General features: G+C 71.3%; 15 protein-coding genes. 4 read left to right on the forward strand and 11 right to left on the reverse strand.

Going from position 1 to position 19,926, the window contains the following annotated elements:
- Positions 1-25 precede the first annotated feature (25 nt).
- The 10 genes from ACOJUI_RS01330 to ACOJUI_RS01375 form a co-directional block, all read right to left on the reverse strand.
- Positions 26-988: a beta-1,6-N-acetylglucosaminyltransferase gene (locus ACOJUI_RS01330; protein WP_422116313.1), complete on the reverse strand. Its 963-nt coding sequence runs from the start codon at positions 986-988 to the stop codon at positions 26-28.
- Positions 975-2,480 carry a lipopolysaccharide biosynthesis protein gene (locus ACOJUI_RS01335; RefSeq protein ID WP_422116314.1) on the reverse strand — a complete coding sequence of 502 codons (1,506 nt, stop codon included), beginning with the start codon at positions 2,478-2,480 and terminating at the stop codon, positions 975-977. The genes ACOJUI_RS01330 and ACOJUI_RS01335 overlap by 14 nt, the downstream gene beginning before the upstream one ends.
- Positions 2,473-3,798, reverse strand: coding sequence for an O-antigen ligase family protein (locus ACOJUI_RS01340; RefSeq protein ID WP_422116315.1), 1,326 nt, complete (start codon positions 3,796-3,798; stop codon positions 2,473-2,475). Before ACOJUI_RS01340 ends, ACOJUI_RS01335 begins: the two co-directional genes overlap by 8 nt.
- Positions 3,795-8,252, reverse strand: coding sequence for a fibrinogen-like YCDxxxxGGGW domain-containing protein (locus ACOJUI_RS01345; protein WP_422116316.1), 4,458 nt, complete (start codon positions 8,250-8,252; stop codon positions 3,795-3,797). Before ACOJUI_RS01345 ends, ACOJUI_RS01340 begins: the two co-directional genes overlap by 4 nt.
- A gap of 14 nt (positions 8,253-8,266) precedes the next feature.
- Positions 8,267-8,983 carry a hypothetical protein gene (locus ACOJUI_RS01350; protein WP_422116317.1) on the reverse strand — a complete coding sequence of 239 codons (717 nt, stop codon included), beginning with the start codon at positions 8,981-8,983 and terminating at the stop codon, positions 8,267-8,269.
- Positions 8,980-9,906, reverse strand: coding sequence for a glycosyltransferase family 2 protein (locus ACOJUI_RS01355; RefSeq protein WP_422116318.1), 927 nt, complete (start codon positions 9,904-9,906; stop codon positions 8,980-8,982). Before ACOJUI_RS01355 ends, ACOJUI_RS01350 begins: the two co-directional genes overlap by 4 nt.
- Positions 9,903-10,631, reverse strand: a complete 729-nt coding sequence (locus ACOJUI_RS01360) for a CDP-alcohol phosphatidyltransferase family protein (protein ID WP_422116319.1) — start codon at positions 10,629-10,631, stop codon at positions 9,903-9,905. Before ACOJUI_RS01360 ends, ACOJUI_RS01355 begins: the two co-directional genes overlap by 4 nt.
- 94 nt (positions 10,632-10,725) lie before the next feature.
- A complete protein-coding gene (locus ACOJUI_RS01365) occupies positions 10,726-11,325 on the reverse strand; it encodes a glycosyltransferase (RefSeq protein ID WP_422116320.1) in 600 nt (199 codons plus the stop codon).
- Positions 11,322-11,825, reverse strand: coding sequence for a UDP-N-acetylglucosamine--LPS N-acetylglucosamine transferase (locus ACOJUI_RS01370; protein WP_422116321.1), 504 nt, complete (start codon positions 11,823-11,825; stop codon positions 11,322-11,324). Before ACOJUI_RS01370 ends, ACOJUI_RS01365 begins: the two co-directional genes overlap by 4 nt.
- A gap of 71 nt (positions 11,826-11,896) precedes the next feature.
- Positions 11,897-12,358 carry an adenylyltransferase/cytidyltransferase family protein gene (locus tag ACOJUI_RS01375; RefSeq protein WP_422116322.1) on the reverse strand — a complete coding sequence of 154 codons (462 nt, stop codon included), beginning with the start codon at positions 12,356-12,358 and terminating at the stop codon, positions 11,897-11,899.
- 410 nt (positions 12,359-12,768) lie between these two features.
- Between ACOJUI_RS01375 and ACOJUI_RS01380 the strand changes: the two genes are divergently transcribed.
- The 4 genes from ACOJUI_RS01380 to ACOJUI_RS01395 all read left to right on the forward strand — a co-directional run bounded on the left by ACOJUI_RS01380 (position 12,769) and on the right by ACOJUI_RS01395 (position 18,506).
- On the forward strand, positions 12,769-13,710 hold the full coding sequence (locus ACOJUI_RS01380) for a methylenetetrahydrofolate reductase (protein ID WP_422116323.1): 942 nt from the start codon (positions 12,769-12,771) through the stop codon (positions 13,708-13,710).
- Positions 13,707-16,064, forward strand: a complete 2,358-nt coding sequence (metE, locus tag ACOJUI_RS01385; RefSeq protein ID WP_422116324.1) for a 5-methyltetrahydropteroyltriglutamate--homocysteine S-methyltransferase — start codon at positions 13,707-13,709, stop codon at positions 16,062-16,064. The genes ACOJUI_RS01380 and metE overlap by 4 nt, the downstream gene beginning before the upstream one ends.
- A gap of 108 nt (positions 16,065-16,172) precedes the next feature.
- Positions 16,173-17,240: an L-threonine 3-dehydrogenase gene (gene tdh / locus ACOJUI_RS01390; protein WP_422116325.1), complete on the forward strand. Its 1,068-nt coding sequence runs from the start codon at positions 16,173-16,175 to the stop codon at positions 17,238-17,240.
- Between the two features lie 51 nt (positions 17,241-17,291).
- Positions 17,292-18,506: a glycine C-acetyltransferase gene (locus tag ACOJUI_RS01395; RefSeq protein ID WP_422116326.1), complete on the forward strand. Its 1,215-nt coding sequence runs from the start codon at positions 17,292-17,294 to the stop codon at positions 18,504-18,506.
- A 58-nt stretch (positions 18,507-18,564) separates the two neighbouring features.
- Here ACOJUI_RS01395 and ACOJUI_RS01400 read toward each other — a convergent pair whose 3' ends face one another.
- Complete coding sequence (locus tag ACOJUI_RS01400; RefSeq protein ID WP_422116327.1) at positions 18,565-19,914, reverse strand: MATE family efflux transporter; 1,350 nt, start codon at positions 19,912-19,914, stop codon at positions 18,565-18,567.
- Positions 19,915-19,926 lie beyond the last annotated feature (12 nt).

Here is a 19,926-nt window from a genome sequence, read left to right on the forward strand (position 1 = left end):
GCGACTGGTGAAGGGCTGCGGTGTGTCATGCCTGGCTGATCCGGGTCCGCCGGGCGTCGAGACGGTCGAGCAGCTCGGCCGAGTCGACGGAGTCGATCTTGCGGACGAAGTAGGCGCCGGACTCCTCGATGCGATCGGCGTCGTCCACCGTGAGGATCCGGGGATGGCCGAAGCCCTCCTCGGAGAACTCGATGAATCGTCCGTTGTGGTTCTCGAAGGTGAACCTCTCCGCGCTGCACAGCACGCTCTGCACGTAGCACTCGTCGATCGCGAGGCTGGTGCGGCCCCACTCGACGATGTCCGGTCGGGTGCGGGTGACCGCGAGCAGGTGCTGCACCGCGCGTCGGGAGAGACTGAACCACGAAGATCCGCCATGGCAGGTCATGCCCTCGGGGAGGGTCCCCCGCCAGGTGCCGACCCGCAGGGGGCCGTACGCGATGCTGAAGCGGAGGAAGGGTTGGAGGTAGTTGAGACCGTGCAGCCAATGCCAGCGCGGCGAGGCCTTCGGCCCCAGCAGCCGGGTGGGGCGCCAGGTGTAAAGATAGCGTTGCCGTGCCTCATGCTGCGTCCAGTCGCTGCTGGTCGCGTCGAGCGCGCGGTGATGGTGCAGGAAGCCGTCGCCGGATCGGTCCAATCCGTCGAGGAACTCGGAGATCGGCCGCGCCGGGTAGTCGGCGCCGGACAGCACCGTCGAGAAATCCGCTCCGCCGTCCTCCTCGATGAGAGCGAACAGCGACAGGAATCGAGCGATGGCGCTGAAGTCCCCTCGCCCTCCGGGCTCGCGAACGATCCGGCAGCGCTCCGAGGCCAAGCGCTCGATGCCTGCCTCCCCGGCCAGGTCGTGGCTGATGTACACCCGGACGTCGTCGCCGGCGTCGGTGAGCGCATGGACCAGCCGCTCCAGCTGCGGGATATCCGCATGGGTGGTGATGGCGAAGGCCGAGCGCATTGCCGCCGGCTGTGCCGGGTCGTGGTCACTGGTGGTCATGGGTGAGCACCCCTTTCTTGAGAGCCCGGAGCACGACAGCTGCGTACACCAGGAGGACGGCCGCGAGGGCGGCCAGATGCACCGGCGTTCCCGCGCCAGAGGCCAGCAGACGGGCCACCAGGGACCCGCCGAGCACCACGAGCAGGGGGAGCGCGGAGGAGAAGGCGATGGTGTGGAGCTCACTGGTGAAGCCCAGCAGACGATGGACTTGAAAGACGGCCAGCAGGGTGTCCACCAGGACGCTCACCGCGAAGGCCAGCGCGGCACCGATGAGTCCCCACAAGGGCAGGAGCACTACGGCTAGCACGATGAGCACGACGAGCTGGATCGCCTTGTTCCGCAGCTGCCAGGAGCTGCGGCCGGCCATGAGCAGCACGGTCTGGAGCGCGCCGGCCATGTTCTTCAGCGCCATCGCCGAGGCGAGCACGATCAGGGCCGGGGCACCGGATATGAACTCCGGGCCGAACAGGCCCAGGATGACGTCCGCGAACACGGCGACGGCGAGGTAGAACGGCCACGCGCCGAGGATCAGGAACTGGGTGACCTGCTGGTACAGGCGCTCTGCCGCCCGGTGCTCGCCCTGAGCGATCGCCGTGCTCAACCGGGGGCCGAGCACGATCCGCAGGGCCGCCTCGAGCATCCCCCCGGCCTGCACGATCCGGGTGACGACGCCGTACACGCCGCCCGCGCGGGGACCCAGCAAGGCGATCACCAGCAGCACGTCCGCCCAGTCCAGCGCCCGCTCGATGATGATGGACCCGCCCCGCGGGAGCGAGAACGCCCAGAATCGGCGGGAGATGACCTTCCGCTCTGTGGCCGGCACGGCCACCCCGCGGTCCGTCTCGGCGCCGACCTGCCGGCTCAGGGCGAGGGCGGCTATCGCGGCGGCCAAGAACAGTGGCACGGCCCAGGCCCAGACCACCGCCGACGTGCTGCCCAGCAGGACGACCGCGGCCGCCACCATCAGCAGCCGGCAGATCGGGATGAACAGGTTCTGGACGAGGGTGTAAGTGCGCACGCGGCCCAGTCCCCGGGAGCCGGCGAGCAGGATCCCAGTGAGCGCCGCAGGGACCAGGGCGAGGGCGAGCAGGCGCAGTGTGGAGGCTCCGGAGGATCCCAGCGCGAGCCAGCTCGCGAGCTGCCCTGCGCTCAGGAGCAGGACTGTCACGAGGACGGACCCGACGACGATCACGGGCAGCAGGGCCGCACGGAGCGTGGGTCGGATGTCACGATGCTGACCGACGGCGCGAGCCCCGGAGAGGGCGCGCACCAGTCCGGTATCGGCGCCGAGCCCGATCACGCTGGTACTGATCATGAACAGCGCGGTCAAGAGAAAGAAGTCTCCGGTGGCACCGGCCCCGAGGCCGCGGGCGATCATCCAGGTGACCACGAAGGCCAGCCCGGCGTTGACCACGACCCCGCCGAAGGTGAGGGCTGACTCCCGCCCGATCCGCATTTCCGCGCGCTGCGGCGCGGCCTGCACGTCAGCCATGATCAATCCCCCCGTCCACGGTGGCGCGGCTGAGCATGCCGGCGCTCAGCAGCAGGATCAGGCACTGGGTGACGCCCAATCCGTAGAACCAGATGGAGCAGCCGACGGTGGCCACGAGGCCCTGCAGCACATAGGCGGCGGGCTCCCGCAGCGTCCAAGAGGACAACAGCACCCGTGCCAGCACGAGGTAGAACAGCATCAGGCCGATGAACCCGTAGGAGTACAACAGCGTCCAGGCGTAGCCCTGGGTGCCCAGTGCGATCCCGATGCTCGGATCCATGCCCGGCGTTGCCCAGCCGACGACGGGCGATTCCAGAACCTTTTCGAAGGTGGCCTGGTAGATCCGGCCCCGACCGTCAGTGGTGTGGCTGACCTCCTGGCGCTCGGCGATCGCCTCGAAGACCCCGGCCGCAGCGGCGGCGGCGCCGGCGGTCGTGAGCAGGCCGACGACTCCCAAGCCCGCCTTGAGGTGGCCGGCCAGCACGAATCGACCGGCCACGAACAGGGCGAACATCGCCAGCGCAAGGAGCATTCCGCGGTTGCTGGTCTGGGCGGCCGGGTAGATCGACACCACCAGGGCGATGCCCAGCAGGACGCGTCCCTTCCAGGTACGCAGCCTGGTCCAGACCAGCACCATCAGCGGGGTCAGCAGGGCGTAGGCCATACCCCAGGAGTTGGTGTAGGGGAACGGCGCTGCGGGCCGGACGAAGGGCTGCTCCGCGCCCCAGGGGTCCTGGACCTCCGCCAGGCGGGGAGTGACCAGCTCCCGCACCAGCTCGTTGCCCATCAGCGAGCCGGGGATTACTTGCGCCAAGGGTGTGGTGATCCGGACGTCCGGGAACTGCGTCGCCAGCACCCCCAGCACGATCACCGTGCTCCACAGGACGGTGAACCCGGTCAGCACCTGACGGGCGGACACCGATTCGCGGGCGTTGACGTAGTAGAGCATCGCGATGCCGACGGCCAGGAGGTCCGCGGCGCGCTGCCCGAATCCCACCAGCTGCATGAAGCCGGTGACGGAGACGGCGCAGACTCCCACCCAGAGCAGGAAGGCGAACCAGCAGAGAACTGCGGGGGTGGTGCGCACCGAGCCCCGCAGCACCAGGAACACCGCCATCGTGCCCCCGAGGATGAGCGGCGCGAACAGGCTGAGTCCGGTCACCCAGAAGAGCGGGAAGCCGTACATCAGTGCGAGCAGGGGCCAGGCGGGCAGCCGGGGGGAGGTGGCGACCGGCCCCACCGCCGCGCGCACGAGTGCTGCGCGCGGCGGTGGGACGATCACCGAGCCTGAGGCCCGCCTCATGGAGATCGAGCTCACGGCGTCTGCTCCCGGATCAGAACACTCTGCGCGTCGAAGCGGGAGACGGACGGGTCCGAGTCGTCGGCGACGATCTCGATGGTGATGACGTTCTCGCCCTCGACGAGGACGGCCGCCGGGATGGTCAGGGTCTCCGGCTCGGCCGCGGGCATCGGGTCCGCGTCCTCGGGGGCGGGGACGGTCCCTGCTCCGAGTGCACCGAGACGACCGACCTCTGTGCCATTGACGGAGACCACCGTCTCGTGGTCCGCGGCGACGGTGAGCAGCATCGACTGCACTCCCTCCAGATCCCCGACGGTGAACGCCCTCCGGTAGAACGCGGACTGCGGGGCGGAGTCGCCGAGGACGAGACCCGTGATGAGCGTCGGGACGGTGCCGGAGTCGTCATCGCCCCAGCCCAGTGGTGCTGCGCCGCGCAGCCACGTCGAGTCGTCGAAGCCAGCGGCGGTCCAGTCCTCACCCGGAGCTGTGCCGCAGGAGAAGGCCCACTCCGACCCGAGAGCGATCACCTCGTCCGGATCCGCGGGCGCCTCGGCGTCCGCAGGGCCGGTCCCGGGGGCGGCGGGAACCAAGGGGTCGTCGTCCGCCGGGGCTGCTGCGCAGACCTCCGCGAGTACGGGGCTCTGATCGACGGGCGCGTCGCCGCCGGGCTCGGGAGCCTGATCGACGGGCGCGTCGCCGCCGGGCTCGGGAGCCTGGTCGATGGGCGCGTCGCCGCCGGGCTCGGGGGCCTGGTCGATGGGCGCGTCGCCGCCGGGCTCGGGAGCCTGGTCGATGGGCGCGTCGCCGCCGGGCTCGGGGGCCTGGTCGATGGGCGCGTCGCCGCCGGGAGCCGGACCCTCGTCGGGGAGCGGAGCCTGATCGACCGGCTCGTCCTCCGGGAGGCCGACGGGCTCGCCGTTCTCGTTCCCGTCCGGTGAGCCCGGTGCCGGCCGCGGGCCCGGGACCAGGGCGGCCTCGAGCTCGAAGCTGACGGAGGGTGTGGAGCGGTAGTTGAGGTGGACCTCGGCGGTAATCACGTTCGTCCCGCTTCGCAGCGCGGAGCCGGGGACGGTGATCGTCACCGGGTTCTCCAGCGCGGCCCATGCATTCGGCGCGGTGGTGGCGTAGGTGCCGTGGTGGATGGTGCCGGTGGGCATGTTGGTCCGTCCCACCTCGGTGCCGTTGACGTAGACCACGACGCCGTCGTCCGCGCGGGTGGTCAGGGTCATCGTCGCGACATCGGTAGCGTCCTCGACCGAGAATTCCCTGCGGAAGTACGCCGTCAGGGGCCGGGTGCCGACCGCCGTGAGCGTGGTGCCGAGGTCGGTGTGGCCCCAGCCCAGCGGGGCGGCGCCGGTGGACCAGCTCGCATCGTCGAACTCGGTCCCGGTCCAGCCGTCAGCCGGTGCGTCGGTCTCGTAGCGGTACGACCAGTCGGCACCCGCGGCGATCGCCAGACCCGGTTCGGGTTCGGGTTCGGGTTCGGGTTCTGGCTCCGGTTCTGGCTCCGGCTCGGGCTCCGGGTCGGGGTCGGGCTGCGGTTGCTCGCCTGGCACCAGCAGGGCCTCCAGATCGAAGCTGACGGTCGGTGTGGAGCGGTAGTTGAGGTGCACCTCGGCGGTGATCACGTTGGTCCCGGTCCGCAGCAGGTTACCGGGCACTGTGATGGTCACCGGGTTGGCCAGGGCCGCCGCGGCCGTCGGTGCGGCCGTGGCGTAGCTGCCGTGGTGGATGGTGCCGCTGGGCATGTTGGCCCGGCCCACCTCGGTGCCGTTGACGTAGACCACGACGCCGTCGTCCGCGCGGGTGGTGAGGGTCATCGAAGCGATGCCGGTGGCGTCCTCGACGGTGAACCCGTTGCGGAAGTACGCGGTCAGGGGCCGGGTCCCCTCAGCGGTGAGCGTGGTGCCGAGGTCGCTGTGGCCCCAGCCCAGCGGGGCGGCACCGGTGGACCAGCTCGCATCATTGAACTCGGAACCGGTCCAGCCGGCAGCCGGTGCATCGGTCTCGTAACGATAGGTCCAGCTGTCACCGACGGGGATCGCAGTCAGCGGCAGCTCGCCCGGATCGGTCACTTCAGGGGCGACAACGGGAGTGGTCGCCGAGCGGTTCCCGGCGGCGTCGACTGAGCGGACGAAGTACCGGGTGCCGTCCCCGACCGTCGGCAGCTGGAGGGAGGTGCTGGTCGTGGTGGCCACGACCCGGTCCTCTCGCAGCACTTCGTAGGCGGCGTCGGCCACGGGGTTCCAGGTCAGTTGGTCGATGCCTGCGGCGCTGGCGGCAGCCAGCCCCGCCGGCGTCGCGGGGGCCGTGGCATCCGTCGGCGCGAAGCGGACGAACGCCCCGGTCCACTGGTTGTTGGTGTTCGGGGTGCGTGCGTGCGTGTAGTCGCCGCCCACCCACAGGGACCCGTCAGAGGCCTCCTGGATCGCCCAGGCGCCGTAGCCGGACCGCAGGCTCACCTGCGGGCTGTGCTCGGGGATGTAGGAGCCGTCGGAACCATCCCAGATCCCGGCCTGCTCGATGTGCTCCACCCGGTGGAAGTTCCTGATGTCCGGCCACTTGCGGGCGCCCTGATAGACGTTCTCGGAGCAGTGGCAGCCGGCAGCGAGATCGTCGCCGTAGGAGTTGATCGCCTGGAAGTCACCGCCGCCCTGGGTGATGTTGGTGCTCAGCTCCTGCATGGTGTTCCGGTCATAGCTGAACAGCATGTGCTCCGCACCACCGAGCCAGACGCGCTCGCCGATCTCCTTGACCGCCTGCTGGTACCCGGTGCGGCCCCCGGAGACGTTGGAGAAGTCGACGCTCCAGGGGATGACCGTCGCGTCCTGCGTGGTGAAGGCACCGGCCCGGATCGTCGGTTCGGTCCACTGGCTGAGTCCGAAGTACCCAGCCGCGAAGACACGGTCACCGTGCTCTGAGGCGTCGAGCGACACGACGGTGCCGTCGAGCATCGGGTCCCAGCCGGGAGCCGGGGCAAGCGTCGACGCGTCCAGGCGCCCGATGTTGCGCTGGTAAACCTCACGGGTGACGCCGCTGCCGGTGATGTGGGTGAAGCGCCCGCCCAGGTACACGTACCCGTCCTGAACGTCCATGGTGCGGATCAACGGCGGGGTGCCGCCCGTGTAGTTGATGATCGTGGTGGAGACCGTCGGATCGGTTGCCCCGGTGACCGGGTCGACCACGGCGAACGCCGGCGCCGAGGTCCCGTTCACAGTGCGGAAGGCTCCGCCCACGGCGATCCGCCCGTCCGGCAGCACGGAGATGGCCTTGACCTGGTTGTCGAGGTTGGGACGGAAGCTCGAGATCCACTCGCCGGTGGCCACGCTGAAGGCGGCGAGGTAGCTCTGCTGGACGCGTCCGGTGCCGTTCGCGTCGCGCTGGACGTAGAGGAAATTACCGCCGACGTACATCACGCCGTTCGACTCGGCGAAGTCCGCGACCTCGGTATTGAGCTCTCCGGTACCCCCTGCGCCGAGCCCGCCGACACCCCATGGGGTGGCCATCGGGTAGCTCTGGGCGGTGGCAACCTGGCTCCTCGCCGGCAGACCGCCATCGGGGATGGCGGTGAAGATGTCCTCGCTACGCAGCTGCGGCCGCAGGAAGACCTGCGTGAAGGGGCGCGGGTAGCCGGAGGTAGCCGTGGGCGCCCAGAGGTAGGACGAGGAGGCGGAGGTGCCGCGGGCCTGGGAGCCGTAGGAGAAGCCACGGGCCCATCCGCGGTTGCCGTCGACGGCGGTGTCCACGCGACGATAGGAGTTGTCGGCACCGAAGCTTCCGGTGGTGCCGCCGCTGCCGGTGGAGGTGTCCATCGACCAGGACCTCACTTGCTGGGCACCGACGAACTGCCAGGACCAGTCCTCCCGCTCGGTGGCGTAGCTGAAGCGCGTCTCCTGCCAGGCGCTGCCATCTGCGGTGCGGGCGCGGCGCAGGCGCACGCCATCGGTGAGGGCATCGACCCGGCCGCCGTCCAGCAGTCCGTCGACGGTCTCCGCCGGCAGCTGGGCCGGCGAGAAGGCGGCGGTCCCGGTGGGGGTCTGGGCGACGTCAGCAGGCGTCAGACGACCCTCCTGGCTCTGCGTCCAGTACTCGCGGCCACGGCCGATGAGGACCCAGCCGCCGCCGTCAGTGGTTTGATCGCAGTAGAACTGCTGCGGTGCGCCCAGCTCAGGCGTGACCAGCCAATACACGCCGTCAGCAGACGACGGGTCCAGCTGCTTGAGCTCCCAGCAGGAGGCCGCTGCGGTCTCCTCGGACAGGCCGTCCTGAGCGGGGACGGCGGCCTGTGCGAGCGCGGCGCGCGAGGAGGCGGCCGGGGCCACGGAGGCCTCGTCGGACGCGTCCGGGGCGGCGACGGCGGCGACCGGGAGCATCGCAGTGAGGGCGAGCACGAGGCCGAACAGGGCTCGGAGCGCTCGACGGTAGCGGCTCGCGCCGGTGGGGGAGGCCGGGGTCCCGGTCGTGGTGTTCATTGTTCCTCCGCTGCTCAACAAGCTGGGTCGTCCGAGAAGGAGCGACCGACGATCCGCCAGTCGGCGGAAACCTCGGCACGCTCCAGGACGAAGACGTTCCATGCACGGTCACTGGACGGGGAGGTCTCGAGGATCTCGCCGTCCGTCCGTCGGGTGACCAGGGCCGAGGAGTCGACGCACACGCGGACCGTGGCGACCTCCCCGTCGGCGCTGCTCGTATGGTCCAGGACCTCCGCCTGGCCGAGGGAGTAGGAGCCCTCGCGGGTCCAACCCTCGGCCGCGAACTCGAGACGCTCGGACTCGAGTTCGCTGAGGTAGGCCTGGGAGGCGACTGCGGAGAGATCGCCGACGATGTCCTGCTGACTGTTCGGATCGATCTCGGCGGTCTCCTCGAGCACATCCTCGAGGAGTACCGTGCTCTGCTCCGAGATCTCCGTGCGCTGCTCAGGGCTGAGCGAGGGCGCGGGGTCGGTGGGGGCGGAAGGATCTGCGGGATCTGCGGGATCTGCGGGATCGCTGGGGTCGGCGGTGTCGCCGGGCTCGGTGCTCGGCTTCTCCGTCGGGGTGGGCGAGGCCGGCGGAGGAGTGTGCGTGCTGGTCGGCACCGAGGGGTCGAACGCCGAGGTGGGCTCGGCGTCCCGTCGCCCGCCCGCGATCACCACGGCGACCACGATCAGCGCGACGGCGACCAGGAGGGACAGGATCAGGGCCCCCCGTCGGCGGGCGCTCATATCCCGCGCCCGCGCTTGTTGAGCGTCGAGATCGTGAACTGCGGCGACAGCAGATGCGTCATGGTCAGCAGCGCGAGCCAGGCGCGGGGCTCCGTCGGCCGGTGTCCCAGAGTGCGACGGGTCCAGGTGCGAGCCGCCGCGGACTTCCCGGCCGCCGCGTAGGCGAAGGCAACCTGACCTGACATCCGCGCCGCGTTGCGAGCGTCGTCCAAGAGATCTGGATGCTTGGTCAGCAGGTAGCTCAGCCCCTCGGCCATCCGCTCCCAGCGTCCGGCGAAGTACGAGTCGCGGTCCCAGTGGACGATGACCAAGTGGTCCGGGACGCTGAGCACGTCACCGAGCTCGGTGACCCGCAGCAGGTAGTCGTAGTCCTCGCCGTAGCCGAACGGGATGCCCTCGTCCACCCCGCCCGGCATGGCGACCAGGTCAGCGCGGCGGAACAGGAAGGAGGAGGGGTGCAGCTCGCCGACGCGGGAGCGAAGCAGATCGGCGCGGGTGGTCCGCAGCGGCGGCATCCGGTCCGTGACGTCGTCCAGGGTGACGATGGTGATCCCGCAGGCGATGACTGCGGCCTCGGGGTGCTGCTGCCACAGCCGGATCTGCGCCTGGAGCTTGTGGGGAGCCCACTCGTCGTCATCGTCGCAGAAGGCGATCAGCTCGTTGACGGCCCGTGCGATGCCCGTGTTGCGAGCGCCGGCGAGTCCCGGAGAGCGGTCGTTGCGGCATAAGACCAGGGTGACGCCGACGGGCAGTTCCGCGCGCAGGTCGTCGAGTGGATCGATGTCGCTCTGGTCGAAGACCACGAGGATCTCCAAGTGGCCGTCGAAGACCTGACTCATGATCGAGCGCAGCGCGCGGCGCAGTAGCGCTCCACGCCCGCGGGTCGCGATGACGGTGGTGACGGACGGGGTCGGGGTGGTCATGCGGACGCTCCTTCGCTCAGCTCCAGCCAGCGCCGGCGGGTGGAGACGGTGATGTGTAGGGCATTGGCGATGAAGAGCGCGACGTACGCCGCGCCGAAAAATGGCAGCACGGCCCAGAGCACGAAGATCCAGCACAGGACCCCCGGATCGGCGGGCAGCAGCAGCCACGACTGGTGGCGGCGGACGCGGGAGCGACTCGTGTGCGAGCGGTCCCGCAGCAGGCCGCCGAGGTTCTGGCTCAGGAACGCCGCCGAGGCGATCACTGAGAACGCCGCGGCGACGACTGCCAGCAACGGGGCATCCATCAGCAGGAAGCCGGCCGCGATGCTCAGATGCACGGTCGGCATGCGCACGGCGTCCAGCGTGTGGTCGAGCCACTCTCCCTGGAGGCTCGAGGAGCCCTGCAGGCGGGCCAATTGGCCATCCGCGGAGTCGAGCGCATAGCCGATGGCCAACAGCACGGCGGCAACCAGTCCAGCCAGCCACGGGGTGCGGTGCAGAGCGAGAAAGGCGCCAAGGCCGGCGAGCGTCGTCAGAATGCTGACGACCGAGACCATCGATGGGGTGGCGCCGAGGTGCGCAAAGGCGGCGCAGAAGTACCGGGCGGCCCGACGGTTCACCCACCGGGTGTAGGCCGGCACCCCGTCGCCGGGCTTCTGCGCGGCATCCAGGCGGCGCAGCGACACCTGGAAGGTGAGCCGCTGCGGCGCCACCATCGGGGTCATCACGTGATTCATTCGTCTCTCCAGATTGGATTGGGGCAGCAGCCCCAGAGGCGTCGCGGACGGGCCCAACGACGGCAGGGGATGGCGTAAAGGTTCAGGACGCCAGAGCGTTCCGGGGGCCGGGGGACGGCTCTGCGGCGCCCACAGCCGGGCGGCGGGCGATCGCGAGCAGCCGCCGGGCCGAGAACCTGCGCCGGGGCGACGCGAGCACGTTCTCGACGAGGCCCGCCACGGTGGTGACGGTGATGTCAGGTAGGGCCGCGGCGGGGACCTCAGGCGCCGGTGCGAGCAATCGCGCGTCGAGCTGAGCCTCCAGGTCTTCCTGGGTGTGCACTGCGACGCAACGGCCGCGATGGCTCATGAAATCCCCGAAGGCGACCTGGTGGTCGTCTACGACCTCGCCGAGGGCGGGATCCCTGGGCACCACGATCGGCCTGTGACCGGCCCGGTTGGCGTCGGCGATGGTGCCGGGACCTACCTGCGAGACGACGATGTCCGCACGGGCGTATTCTTCGGCGAGCCGATCGCTGCACAGCAGCTCGTGGTTGAGCCCCAATGCCGAGGGCTCGGCGGAGCCGTGCTGCACCACGAGCATCAACTCGTCGTGACGCCGTGCCCAGTCGTCCACCCACTGGATGAGTCGGGTGAAGGGGTGGTGGTCGGTGCCGACCGTCACGAAGACTCGCGTGGTCATAGCGTCGGTCCGATCACGGTTGCGCCGGGGTAGAGGCGCTGTTGCTCCACCCATTGCACGGCGAACGCGTCGGAGAACGGGTATACCAATCGTCCCGTGAGGGTGCGCGAGGAGATCCGATCGATGACCTCGATGTACATGGTGCGGATCCGCAGGGCGTGCGCGACGGCGAAGAAGGGAGCGGCGACACCGGCACCAGTGGAGATCACCAGGTCCGGACGCGTGTCCTTGAGGGTGCGATACGCGAGCACGGCGTTGCGGACCGCGTTGGGAATGTTGCGGGTGGTGGGGGAGTGGGCGTAGATGATGTTCTCGCCGGCCAAGGCGGAACTCGCGTGCTGGTTGTCGAACGTCACCCAGCTGCGTTCGCAGTTCTGCCACCAGTCGCGCAGGGCGACGAGCTGGGTGAGGTGGCCACCGGTGGAGGCCACCAGCAACAGGCGTGGGGGGCCGGTCCGATCACTCGGGAAGGTCGCCGTGGTCGCGGGTGCTGAGTGCATCGCCGAGGGCGAGTGCTGTCCGCGCATTGGTACTTCCTTTCTGTCCGTAGGTGCCGAGAGTGGTGCTGGGGTCAGGGGGCGAAGGCGGGTGCCTGCACGGCCCCGGAGGCGGGAGCGGCGGCGGAGATCGCCGCGAGCGCACGCCGCAGGGCCGTGCTGGACGTGTGCAGGGTGTAGGGAAGGTAGACGATCTCCACGCCGACCTCGCCGAACTGCTGCTCGAGCAGGAGCGCCTTCTCGGTGCCCCGCCAGTCGTCACCCTTGAAGAAGTGGGTGAAGCCCGTCGCCCGCCAGGCGTCGAGCTTCGAGGGAGTGGTCTCGATGTGGACCTGATCCACGCAACGTAGGTCAGCCACGATCTCGGCGCGCTCGGCGGTGGGGATCACGGGCTCGATGCCTTTGACTTCCCTCAGCATCTCGTCGCTCACCACTCCCGCGATGAGAACATCGCAGCGCTGCTTGGCCTGGTGCAGCAGGTTCAGGTGTCCGACATGGAAAAGGTCGAAACCTCCAGCCGCGTAGCCGATGCGCATCGCGGTCCTCCTCGCGTTCTCAGTGGCACCTCGGGCGGCGCCTGTCGATCCCCGAAGCATAGCGGTCAAAACGCGCAAAGGGTAGGAATCGGACATTCCGGCTTCCTCCGGCTGCCGGCACGGCCGAGTGGACGGCCGTGATGAGGACGTCATGGGGGCATCGGCTGTGCTGGGAGCAGTGGTCGGGGCGCCCTGCGAGGGGCGTGCGCCTGGCCGGAGCGTCGGCGCCAGGTCATCGATCTCGACCGCGGTCGTCTCGTCCCTGCGTCGGATCCCTCGACGCGCGCTCTTTCGGCTCTGTGCGTCCTCGCATGAATCCGCTGACACCCCTCCGCGCGAGAGCGAGCGATCACGTTCACACGTGAACACGTTCCTTCCGGCACGGAGGAGCGGCCCGTAGCTTTCCCGGCATGACCGCCCCCACCACGCTCCCCGAGCTCGAGCGCACCGCCCCGGCCGCCCGCCGGCCCGCCCTCAGCTACGAGCTGTTCCCGGCCCGGTCGGACCTCTCCTTCGACCGCCTGCGCACCACCATCAGCCACCTCGAGGCCACCGGTCCCGACTACGTCTCGGTCACCAGCCGCGCCGGTCACGGCAACCTCGCCCGCGTGCTCGAGCTGACCGAGCACGTCCTCGCGGAGACCGCCCTGCGCCCGCTGGTGCACCTGACCTCGATCGGCTCCACCCGTGCGCAGCTGACCGCGATCATCCACGCCCTGCTGGACCGCGGGGTGCGGGGCCTGCTCGCCCTGCGCGGCGACCAGATGCCGGGCCACAGCCTCGAGGGCGACGAGATCCCCTTCGCCCGGCCGCTGATCGAGCTGATCCGCGAGGTCGAGCGCGAACGCACCGCGGTGCTGGCCGGCGGTCGCCTCAGCGTCGGGGTGGCCGCCTACCCGCACCGCCATCCGGAGTCGCCGACCACCCGGCACGACACGGAGGTGCTGGTGGCCAAGGAGCGCGCCGGCGCCGACTTCGCCATCACCCAGGTGTTCTTCGAGGCCTCCAGCTACTGCGCGCTGCTGGAGCGCGCCCGGGCCGCGGGCGTCCGGATGCCCATCGTCCCCGGCTTCGTCCCCGCCACGGACCCCCGGCGCCTGGTGCGCCTGGCGGAGCTCAGCGGCGTCGGCGCCCCCCGCCGGCTGCTCCACGACCTGGAGACCGCCGCCGACGACGCCGAGCGCCGGCGGATCGGTGTGCGCTTCACCGTCGACCTCGCCACCCGGGTCCTCGACGCCGGCGCCCCCGGCCTGCACCTGTTCACCTTCAACTCGCATGCCGAGGCCCTCGACGTGCTCGACGCCCTGAACCTGGACCGCTGGTCCACCACCCCGCAAGGAGATCCGCGATGACCCCGCACAGCGCCCCCGTCACCAGCCCGCCGTCCGCCCCGCTGCCCCCGGCGCTGCCCCTGGGCTACCCCCGCATCGGCCCCGACCGCGAGCTGAAGAAGGCCGAGGAGGCCCTCTGGGCAGGCCGCATCGACCACGCCGAGTTCGCCCGCCGTACCCGCGCGCTGCGCCGCGCCACCCGCACCCGCCTCGCCGCGCTGGGCCTGGCGGCCGCCGCCGCGGCCCCCGAGTCCTTCTCCCTCTACGACCAGGTGCTCGACGCGGCGCTCGCGGTCGGCATCGTCCCCGACCGCTTCGCCGCGGTGCTCGGCCCGGGCGGCACGGTCGACGACCACGCCACCTTCGCGCTGGCCCGCGGCACTGCCGAGCAGCCTCCGCTGGAGATGACCAAGTGGTTCGACACCAACTACCACTACCTGGTCCCCGAGATCGGCCCCGAGACCGACGTCCACCTCGCCTCCACCCGGGTCGTCGAGCTGTTCACCGAGAGCCTCGAGGACGGCGCCGGCACCCGCCCGGTGCTGGTGGGCCCGCTGACCCTGCTGCTGCTGGCCAAGCCGCAGGACGGGGCGCCGGCCGGCTTCGACCCGCTGGACCGCCTCGATGACGTGGTCGCCGTGTACGCGCAGCTGCTGGCCCGCCTCCGGGAGGCCGGCGCGCCCTGGGTGCAGCTGGACGAGCCCGCCCTCGCCGCCGATCAGCGCCTCGGGCAGACGGCGCTGGCCGCGGCCCTGCAGCGCTCCCTCGGCCGCCTGGCCGCCGGGGCGGATCGACCGCAACTGCTGGTCGCCACGCCGTACGGCGGGATCGGCGACCTGCTGCCGGCGCTGCTGACGACCGGGGTGGAGGCCGTCCACCTCGACCTCACCCGCGGCGAGCTGCCCACGGCCTCCCAGCTCGCCGGCCTCGGCGCCACCCAGCTGGTGGCGGGCCTGGTGGAGGGCCGGTCGATCTGGCGCACCGAGCTGCCGACGGCCGCCGCGCGCCTGGCGGAGCTGCGCGCGCGCGTCACCGCGGCGGGCGGGGACGCGGAGGCCGTCGCGGTCTCCACCTCGGTCTCCCTCCAGCACGTCCCGCACACCCTCGAGCGCGAGACCTCCCTGCCCGCGGAGCTCGTGGCCACCCTCGCCTTCGCCGACGAGAAGATCGCCGAGCTCGTCGCGCTCGCCGGGGGCCACGTCGAGCCCGGCGCCGCGGACGGCCCGCGGTCCGTGCCGCGCACCTTCGCGGGGGTGCACGTCGAGGCGGTCCGGGAGCGCGCCGCCGCGGTCACCGGCGCCGCGACCGAGCGCGCCGACTACGCCGTGCGCGCCGCGGCGCAGCGCCGGACGCTGGGGCTGCCGGATCTGCCCACCACCACCATCGGCTCGTTCCCCCAGGTGGCAGAGGTGCGCGCGGCCCGTGCCGCCCACCGCCGGGGCGTCCTCGACGACGCCGGGTACGAGCAGGCGATGAAGGACGAGATCGCGCGGGTGATCGCGCTGCAGGAGGAGCTGGGCCTGGACGTGCTGGTCCACGGCGAGCCCGAGCGCAACGACATGGTCCAGTACTTCGCCGAGCACCTCGAGGGCTTCGCGACCACCGAGCACGGCTGGGTGCAGTCCTACGGCTCCCGCTGCACCCGCCCCTCGATCCTGTTCGGCGACGTCCACCGGCCCGCCCCGATCACCGTGGACTGGGCCACCTACGCCCAGTCGCTGACCCCGCGCCCCGTCAAGGGCATGCTCACCGGCCCGGTCACCATCCTGGCCTGGTCCTTCGTGCGCGACGACCAGCCGCTGGGCACGACCGCCGCCCAGGTGGGCCTGGCCCTGCGCGACGAGGTGAGCGACCTCGAGGCCGCCGGCATCCGGATCATCCAGGTCGACGAGCCGGCCCTGCGGGAGCTGCTGCCCCTGCGCACCGCCGACCATCCGGACTACCTCGACTGGTCGGTGCGCTCCTTCCGCCTGGCCACCGCGGGTGTCCGGGAGGCGACGCAGATCCACACCCACCTCTGCTACAGCGAGTTCAGCGTGGTGGTGGGCGCGATCGACGCCCTGGACGCGGACGTCACCTCCCTCGAGTCGGCCCGCTCCCGCGGCGAGATCCTCGAGGCCATCGACCCCGACGCCTTCCCCCGCGGCATCGGCCCCGGGGTCTGGGACATCCACTCGCCGCGGGTGCCGGGCGTCGAGGAGATCGCCGAGCAGCTGCGCCGGGCGCGCGCCGTCGTCGGCCCGCAGCGGCTGTGGGTGAACCCCGACTGCGGGCTGAAGACCCGCGGCTACGCCGAGACCGAGGCCAGCCTGCGCCACCTGGTCCAGGCCGCCGATCAGGTGCGCGCCGAGGCGGTGGTTCCCGCCGGCGCCTGAGCCGCCGGAGCGCCTCCAGCGACCTCCGAGCGCGGGATGATGGGATGGCTGCTCGATGAGCGCCATCCCGCCGCAGCGCCTGCGCGGGGAGCCGGACGAGGAGGTCAGATGCGCGCACTGCGCAAGGTCGCGCCCGACGCGGGCCTGGAATGGACGACGCTCGAGGAGCCCGGCTGCGGGCCCTGGGACGTGAAGGTGCGGGTGCTGCGGGCGGGGATCTGCGGCACCGATCTGCACATCCTGGACTGGGACGCCTCCGCGCAGGCCATGTGCGACACCGTGCCCTTCACCCCCGGCCATGAGTTCTACGGCGAGGTGACCGAGGTCGGGGCCGAGGTAGCGGACGTGCGGGTGGGGGACCGCATCTCCGGTGAGGGGCACGTGGTGTGCGAGACCTGCCGCAACTGCCGGGCGGGCCGGCGCCACATGTGCAACCGCACCCGCTCGGTGGGCGTCCAGCGCGACGGCGCCTTCGCCGAGTACGTGACGGTGCCGCACCAGAACGTCTGGGTGCACGAGCACGACGGCGGCGCCGAGCTCATCACCCCGGAGCTGGGCGCCGTCTTCGACCCGCTCGGCAACGCCGTCCACACCGCCCTGAAGTTCCCCCTGGTCGGGGAGGACGTGCTGATCACCGGGGCCGGCCCGATCGGGCAGATGGCCGCCGCGGTGGCTCGGCACGCCGGGGCCCGCTACATCACCATCACCGACATCTCCCCGCACCGGCTGGCGATGGCGCAGCGCTGCGGGGCCGATGTGGTGCTCGACGTCGCCACCACCCCGGTGCGCGACGCCCAGCGCGAGCTGGGGATGCGCGAGGGCTTCGACGTGGGCCTGGAGATCTCCGGCCAGTCCCGCGCGCTGCAGGAGATGATCGAGAACATGAACCACGGCGGCCGGATCGCGCTGCTGGGGCTGCCCTCGCGGCAGTTCGAGATCGACTGGACCATGGTCGTCACCCGCATGCTCACCCTCCAGGGCATCTACGGCCGCGAGATGTTCGAGACCTGGAACGCGATGTCCGCGATGCTCAGCACCTCCGAGGTGCTCCGCGCGGCGATCGCCCGCACCATCACCGACGTGCTCCCGGCGACGGACTGGGAGCGCGGCTTCGAGCTCGCCAAGGCGGGCACCGCCGGCAAGGTCCTGCTGGACTGGAGCGTGCTGGACGACTGATCGCCGCCCACCGCCTGATCGCCCCCAACACCGCCCCCGGGAAGGAACCCCATGTACACGGACCTCAAGGACCAGCTGGCCGCCGAGCTCGCAGAGATCGAGCAGGCCGGCACCTTCAAGCACGAGCGCGTCATCTCCACCCCGCAGAGCAACCGCATCACCGCCGGGCCCGTCGGCCGCGACGGCGCCGAGGTGCTGAACTTCTGCGCCAACAACTACCTGGGCCTGGCCGCCGACCCGCGGCTCGTCGAGTCCGCGCAGCGGGCGCTGGCCGAGCGCGGCTTCGGCATGGCCTCGGTGCGCTTCATCTGCGGCACCCAGGACCTCCACCTGCAGCTCGAGCGGGCCGTGTCCGAGTTCCTCGGCACCGAGGACACGATCCTGTTCTCCTCCTGCTTCGACGCCAACGGCGCCGTCTTCGGGCCGCTGTTCGGCCCGGAGGACGCGATCATCTCCGACGCCCTGAACCACGCCTCCCTGATCGACGGCATCCGCCTGTCCAAGGCCGCCCGCTACCGCTACCGCAATGCCGACCTCGAGGATCTCCGCGCCCAGCTCGAGGCCACCCGGGCCCAGAACGAGGGCCGGGGAGCCCGCCGCACCATCATCGTCACCGACGGCGTCTTCTCCATGGACGGCTACCTCGCCCCGCTGCCCGGGATCTGCGACCTGGCCGACGAGTACGGCGCGCTGGTGCTGGTGGACGACTCCCACGCCGTCGGCTTCATGGGTGCCACCGGTGCCGGCACCCCCGAGCACTTCGGCGTCGCCGACCGCGTGGACCTCTACACCGGCACCTTCGGCAAGGCCCTCGGCGGAGCCAGCGGCGGCTACGTCTCGGGCCGCGGCGAGATCGTGGCGCTGCTGCGCCAGAAGGCCCGCCCCTACCTGTTCTCCAACTCCCTGGCCCCGTCGATCGTGGCCGCCACCCTCACCGCGCTCGAGCTGGTCGAGGGCAGCGCCGAGCTGCGCGCGACCCTGTTCCGCAACGCCGAGCTGTTCCGTCGGCGGATGAGCGAGGAGGGCTTCGAGCTCCTGCCCGGCGAGCACGCGATCGTGCCGGTCATGTTCGGCGACGCGGCCCGGGCCGGGCGGATCGCCGATGCGATGCTCGACCACGGCGTCTACGTCACCGCGTTCTCCTACCCGGTGGTGCCGCGCGGGAAGGCCCGCATCCGCGTGCAGCTCTCGGCCGCGCACACGGAGGCCGATGTCGAGGCCGCGGTGCAGGCCTTCGTGGCGTCCCGGGAGGCCGTCGCGGGCTGAGGCCGGGTGCAGCCCGGGGCCGCGTGTCGGCGTGACCAGCGCCTCCGGTGAGCTCCCCTCAGTCCCCGAGCCGCATCCAGTCGTCGGTGCGCACCCGCAGCCCGAGGCTGATCGCGCGCAGCACCATGAACGCGAAGTTGCAGGCCAGCCACAGCATCGCCAGGCCCAGCGGACCCTCCGGGGACCACCAGGCCACCAGGGCGGCGCCGGGGATGATCGCGAGCGCGATGAGGCTGCCGACCTTCGCGAGGTAGGAAGCATCCCCGGCGCCCATCAGCACCCCGTCGAGCACGAACACGTACCCCGCGATGGGCTGGGTGAGCACCAGCACCCAGAGCGCGGCGCGCAGGTTCTCCTGCACGGCGACGTCGGGGGTGAAGAGCTCCGGGACGACGTAGCTCGCCAGCAACAGCAGCACCGAGACCACGGCGCCGCCGCCCACGCCCCAGGTCATCAGGCGCCTGGTCACGGCCCGCACGGTCCGCGGATCGGAGGCTCCCAGGTATCGGCCCGTCAGCGCTTGTCCGGCGATGGCCAGGGAGTCCAGGGCCAGGGAGAGCACGCTGAAGACGGTGTTGGCGAGCTGGTGGGCGGCCAGCTGCACGTCCCCCAGCCGGGTGGCGACGACGGTCGCGGCGATCACCACGGCGCGCAGGCCGAGCGTGCGCACGAACATGGGCACCGCGTCGCGTCCCACCGCCACCAGGTTCGTCAGCTGCGGGGTCAGCGGGATCCGGTCACGGCGGGCCCGCAGCGCGATCACGACCAGCAGCACGGCGGCCATGCCCCACTGGCAGATGATCGTGCCGATCGCGGAGCCGGCGATGCCCAGGTCCAGACCGAAGATCAGCACCCAGTTCAGCGGGATGTTCGCCAGGGCGCCGCCGACGGCCACCAGCAGCGGGAGCTTCGCGTCCTGCATCCCGCGCACGAGTCCCGTGGCCGCCTGCACGGCGAGCATCGCAGGCAGGCCGAAGGCGCTGATCCGCAGGTAGATGATCGCCTCGGCGAGCACGTCGGCCGAGGGGCCGAAGGTGGCCAGCAGCGGCCGGCCCGCGACCAGCAGCCCCAGCAGGGTGAGGGCGCCGACCAGCAGGGCCAGCCAGCAGGCGTCGATGCCGCGGGCGATCGCCTCCCGGTCGCGGCCGGCCCCGAAGGCCCGGGCGACGGCGGCGGTGGTGGAGTACGCCAGGAAGACCGCCAGGCCCACGATGGTGGTGAGCACGGTCGAGGCCAGGCCCAGCCCGGCCAGGGCCGTGGTCGAGACGCGGGCGATGAAGCTGGAGTCGACGAGGAGGAACAGCGGCTCGGCGACGAGCGCCCCGAGGCTGGGGATCGCCAGGCGCAGGATGTCGCGGTCGACCGTCCGCCGGGCGCTCTCCTCCCGCGGCGCATCGGAGTAGGTCATCGGGCGGTGCCC

Origin of the sequence: Brachybacterium sp. UNK5269 (genome assembly GCF_049266655.1) — a bacterium.
Lineage (GTDB): Bacteria > Actinomycetota > Actinomycetes > Actinomycetales > Dermabacteraceae > Brachybacterium.

Excerpts from the sequence above, each read along its gene's own strand:
- ACOJUI_RS01330 (WP_422116313.1), bottom strand. The coding sequence starts at position 988 with ATGACCACCAGTGACCACGACCCGGCACAGCCGGCGGCAATGCGCTCG.
- ACOJUI_RS01335 (WP_422116314.1), bottom strand. The coding sequence starts at position 2,480 with ATGGCTGACGTGCAGGCCGCGCCGCAGCGCGCGGAAATGCGGATCGGG.
- ACOJUI_RS01345 (WP_422116316.1), bottom strand. The coding sequence starts at position 8,252 with ATGAACACCACGACCGGGACCCCGGCCTCCCCCACCGGCGCGAGCCGC.
- ACOJUI_RS01350 (WP_422116317.1), bottom strand. The coding sequence starts at position 8,983 with ATGAGCGCCCGCCGACGGGGGGCCCTGATCCTGTCCCTCCTGGTCGCC.
- ACOJUI_RS01355 (WP_422116318.1), bottom strand. The coding sequence starts at position 9,906 with ATGACCACCCCGACCCCGTCCGTCACCACCGTCATCGCGACCCGCGGG.
- ACOJUI_RS01360 (WP_422116319.1), bottom strand. The coding sequence starts at position 10,631 with ATGACCCCGATGGTGGCGCCGCAGCGGCTCACCTTCCAGGTGTCGCTG.
- ACOJUI_RS01365 (WP_422116320.1), bottom strand. The coding sequence starts at position 11,325 with ATGACCACGCGAGTCTTCGTGACGGTCGGCACCGACCACCACCCCTTC.
- ACOJUI_RS01370 (WP_422116321.1), bottom strand. The coding sequence starts at position 11,825 with ATGCACTCAGCACCCGCGACCACGGCGACCTTCCCGAGTGATCGGACC.
- ACOJUI_RS01375 (WP_422116322.1), bottom strand. The coding sequence starts at position 12,358 with ATGCGCATCGGCTACGCGGCTGGAGGTTTCGACCTTTTCCATGTCGGA.
- ACOJUI_RS01380 (WP_422116323.1), top strand. The coding sequence starts at position 12,769 with ATGACCGCCCCCACCACGCTCCCCGAGCTCGAGCGCACCGCCCCGGCC.
- metE (WP_422116324.1), top strand. The coding sequence starts at position 13,707 with ATGACCCCGCACAGCGCCCCCGTCACCAGCCCGCCGTCCGCCCCGCTG.
- tdh (WP_422116325.1), top strand. The coding sequence starts at position 16,173 with ATGCGCGCACTGCGCAAGGTCGCGCCCGACGCGGGCCTGGAATGGACG.
- ACOJUI_RS01395 (WP_422116326.1), top strand. The coding sequence starts at position 17,292 with ATGTACACGGACCTCAAGGACCAGCTGGCCGCCGAGCTCGCAGAGATC.
- ACOJUI_RS01400 (WP_422116327.1), bottom strand. The coding sequence starts at position 19,914 with ATGACCTACTCCGATGCGCCGCGGGAGGAGAGCGCCCGGCGGACGGTC.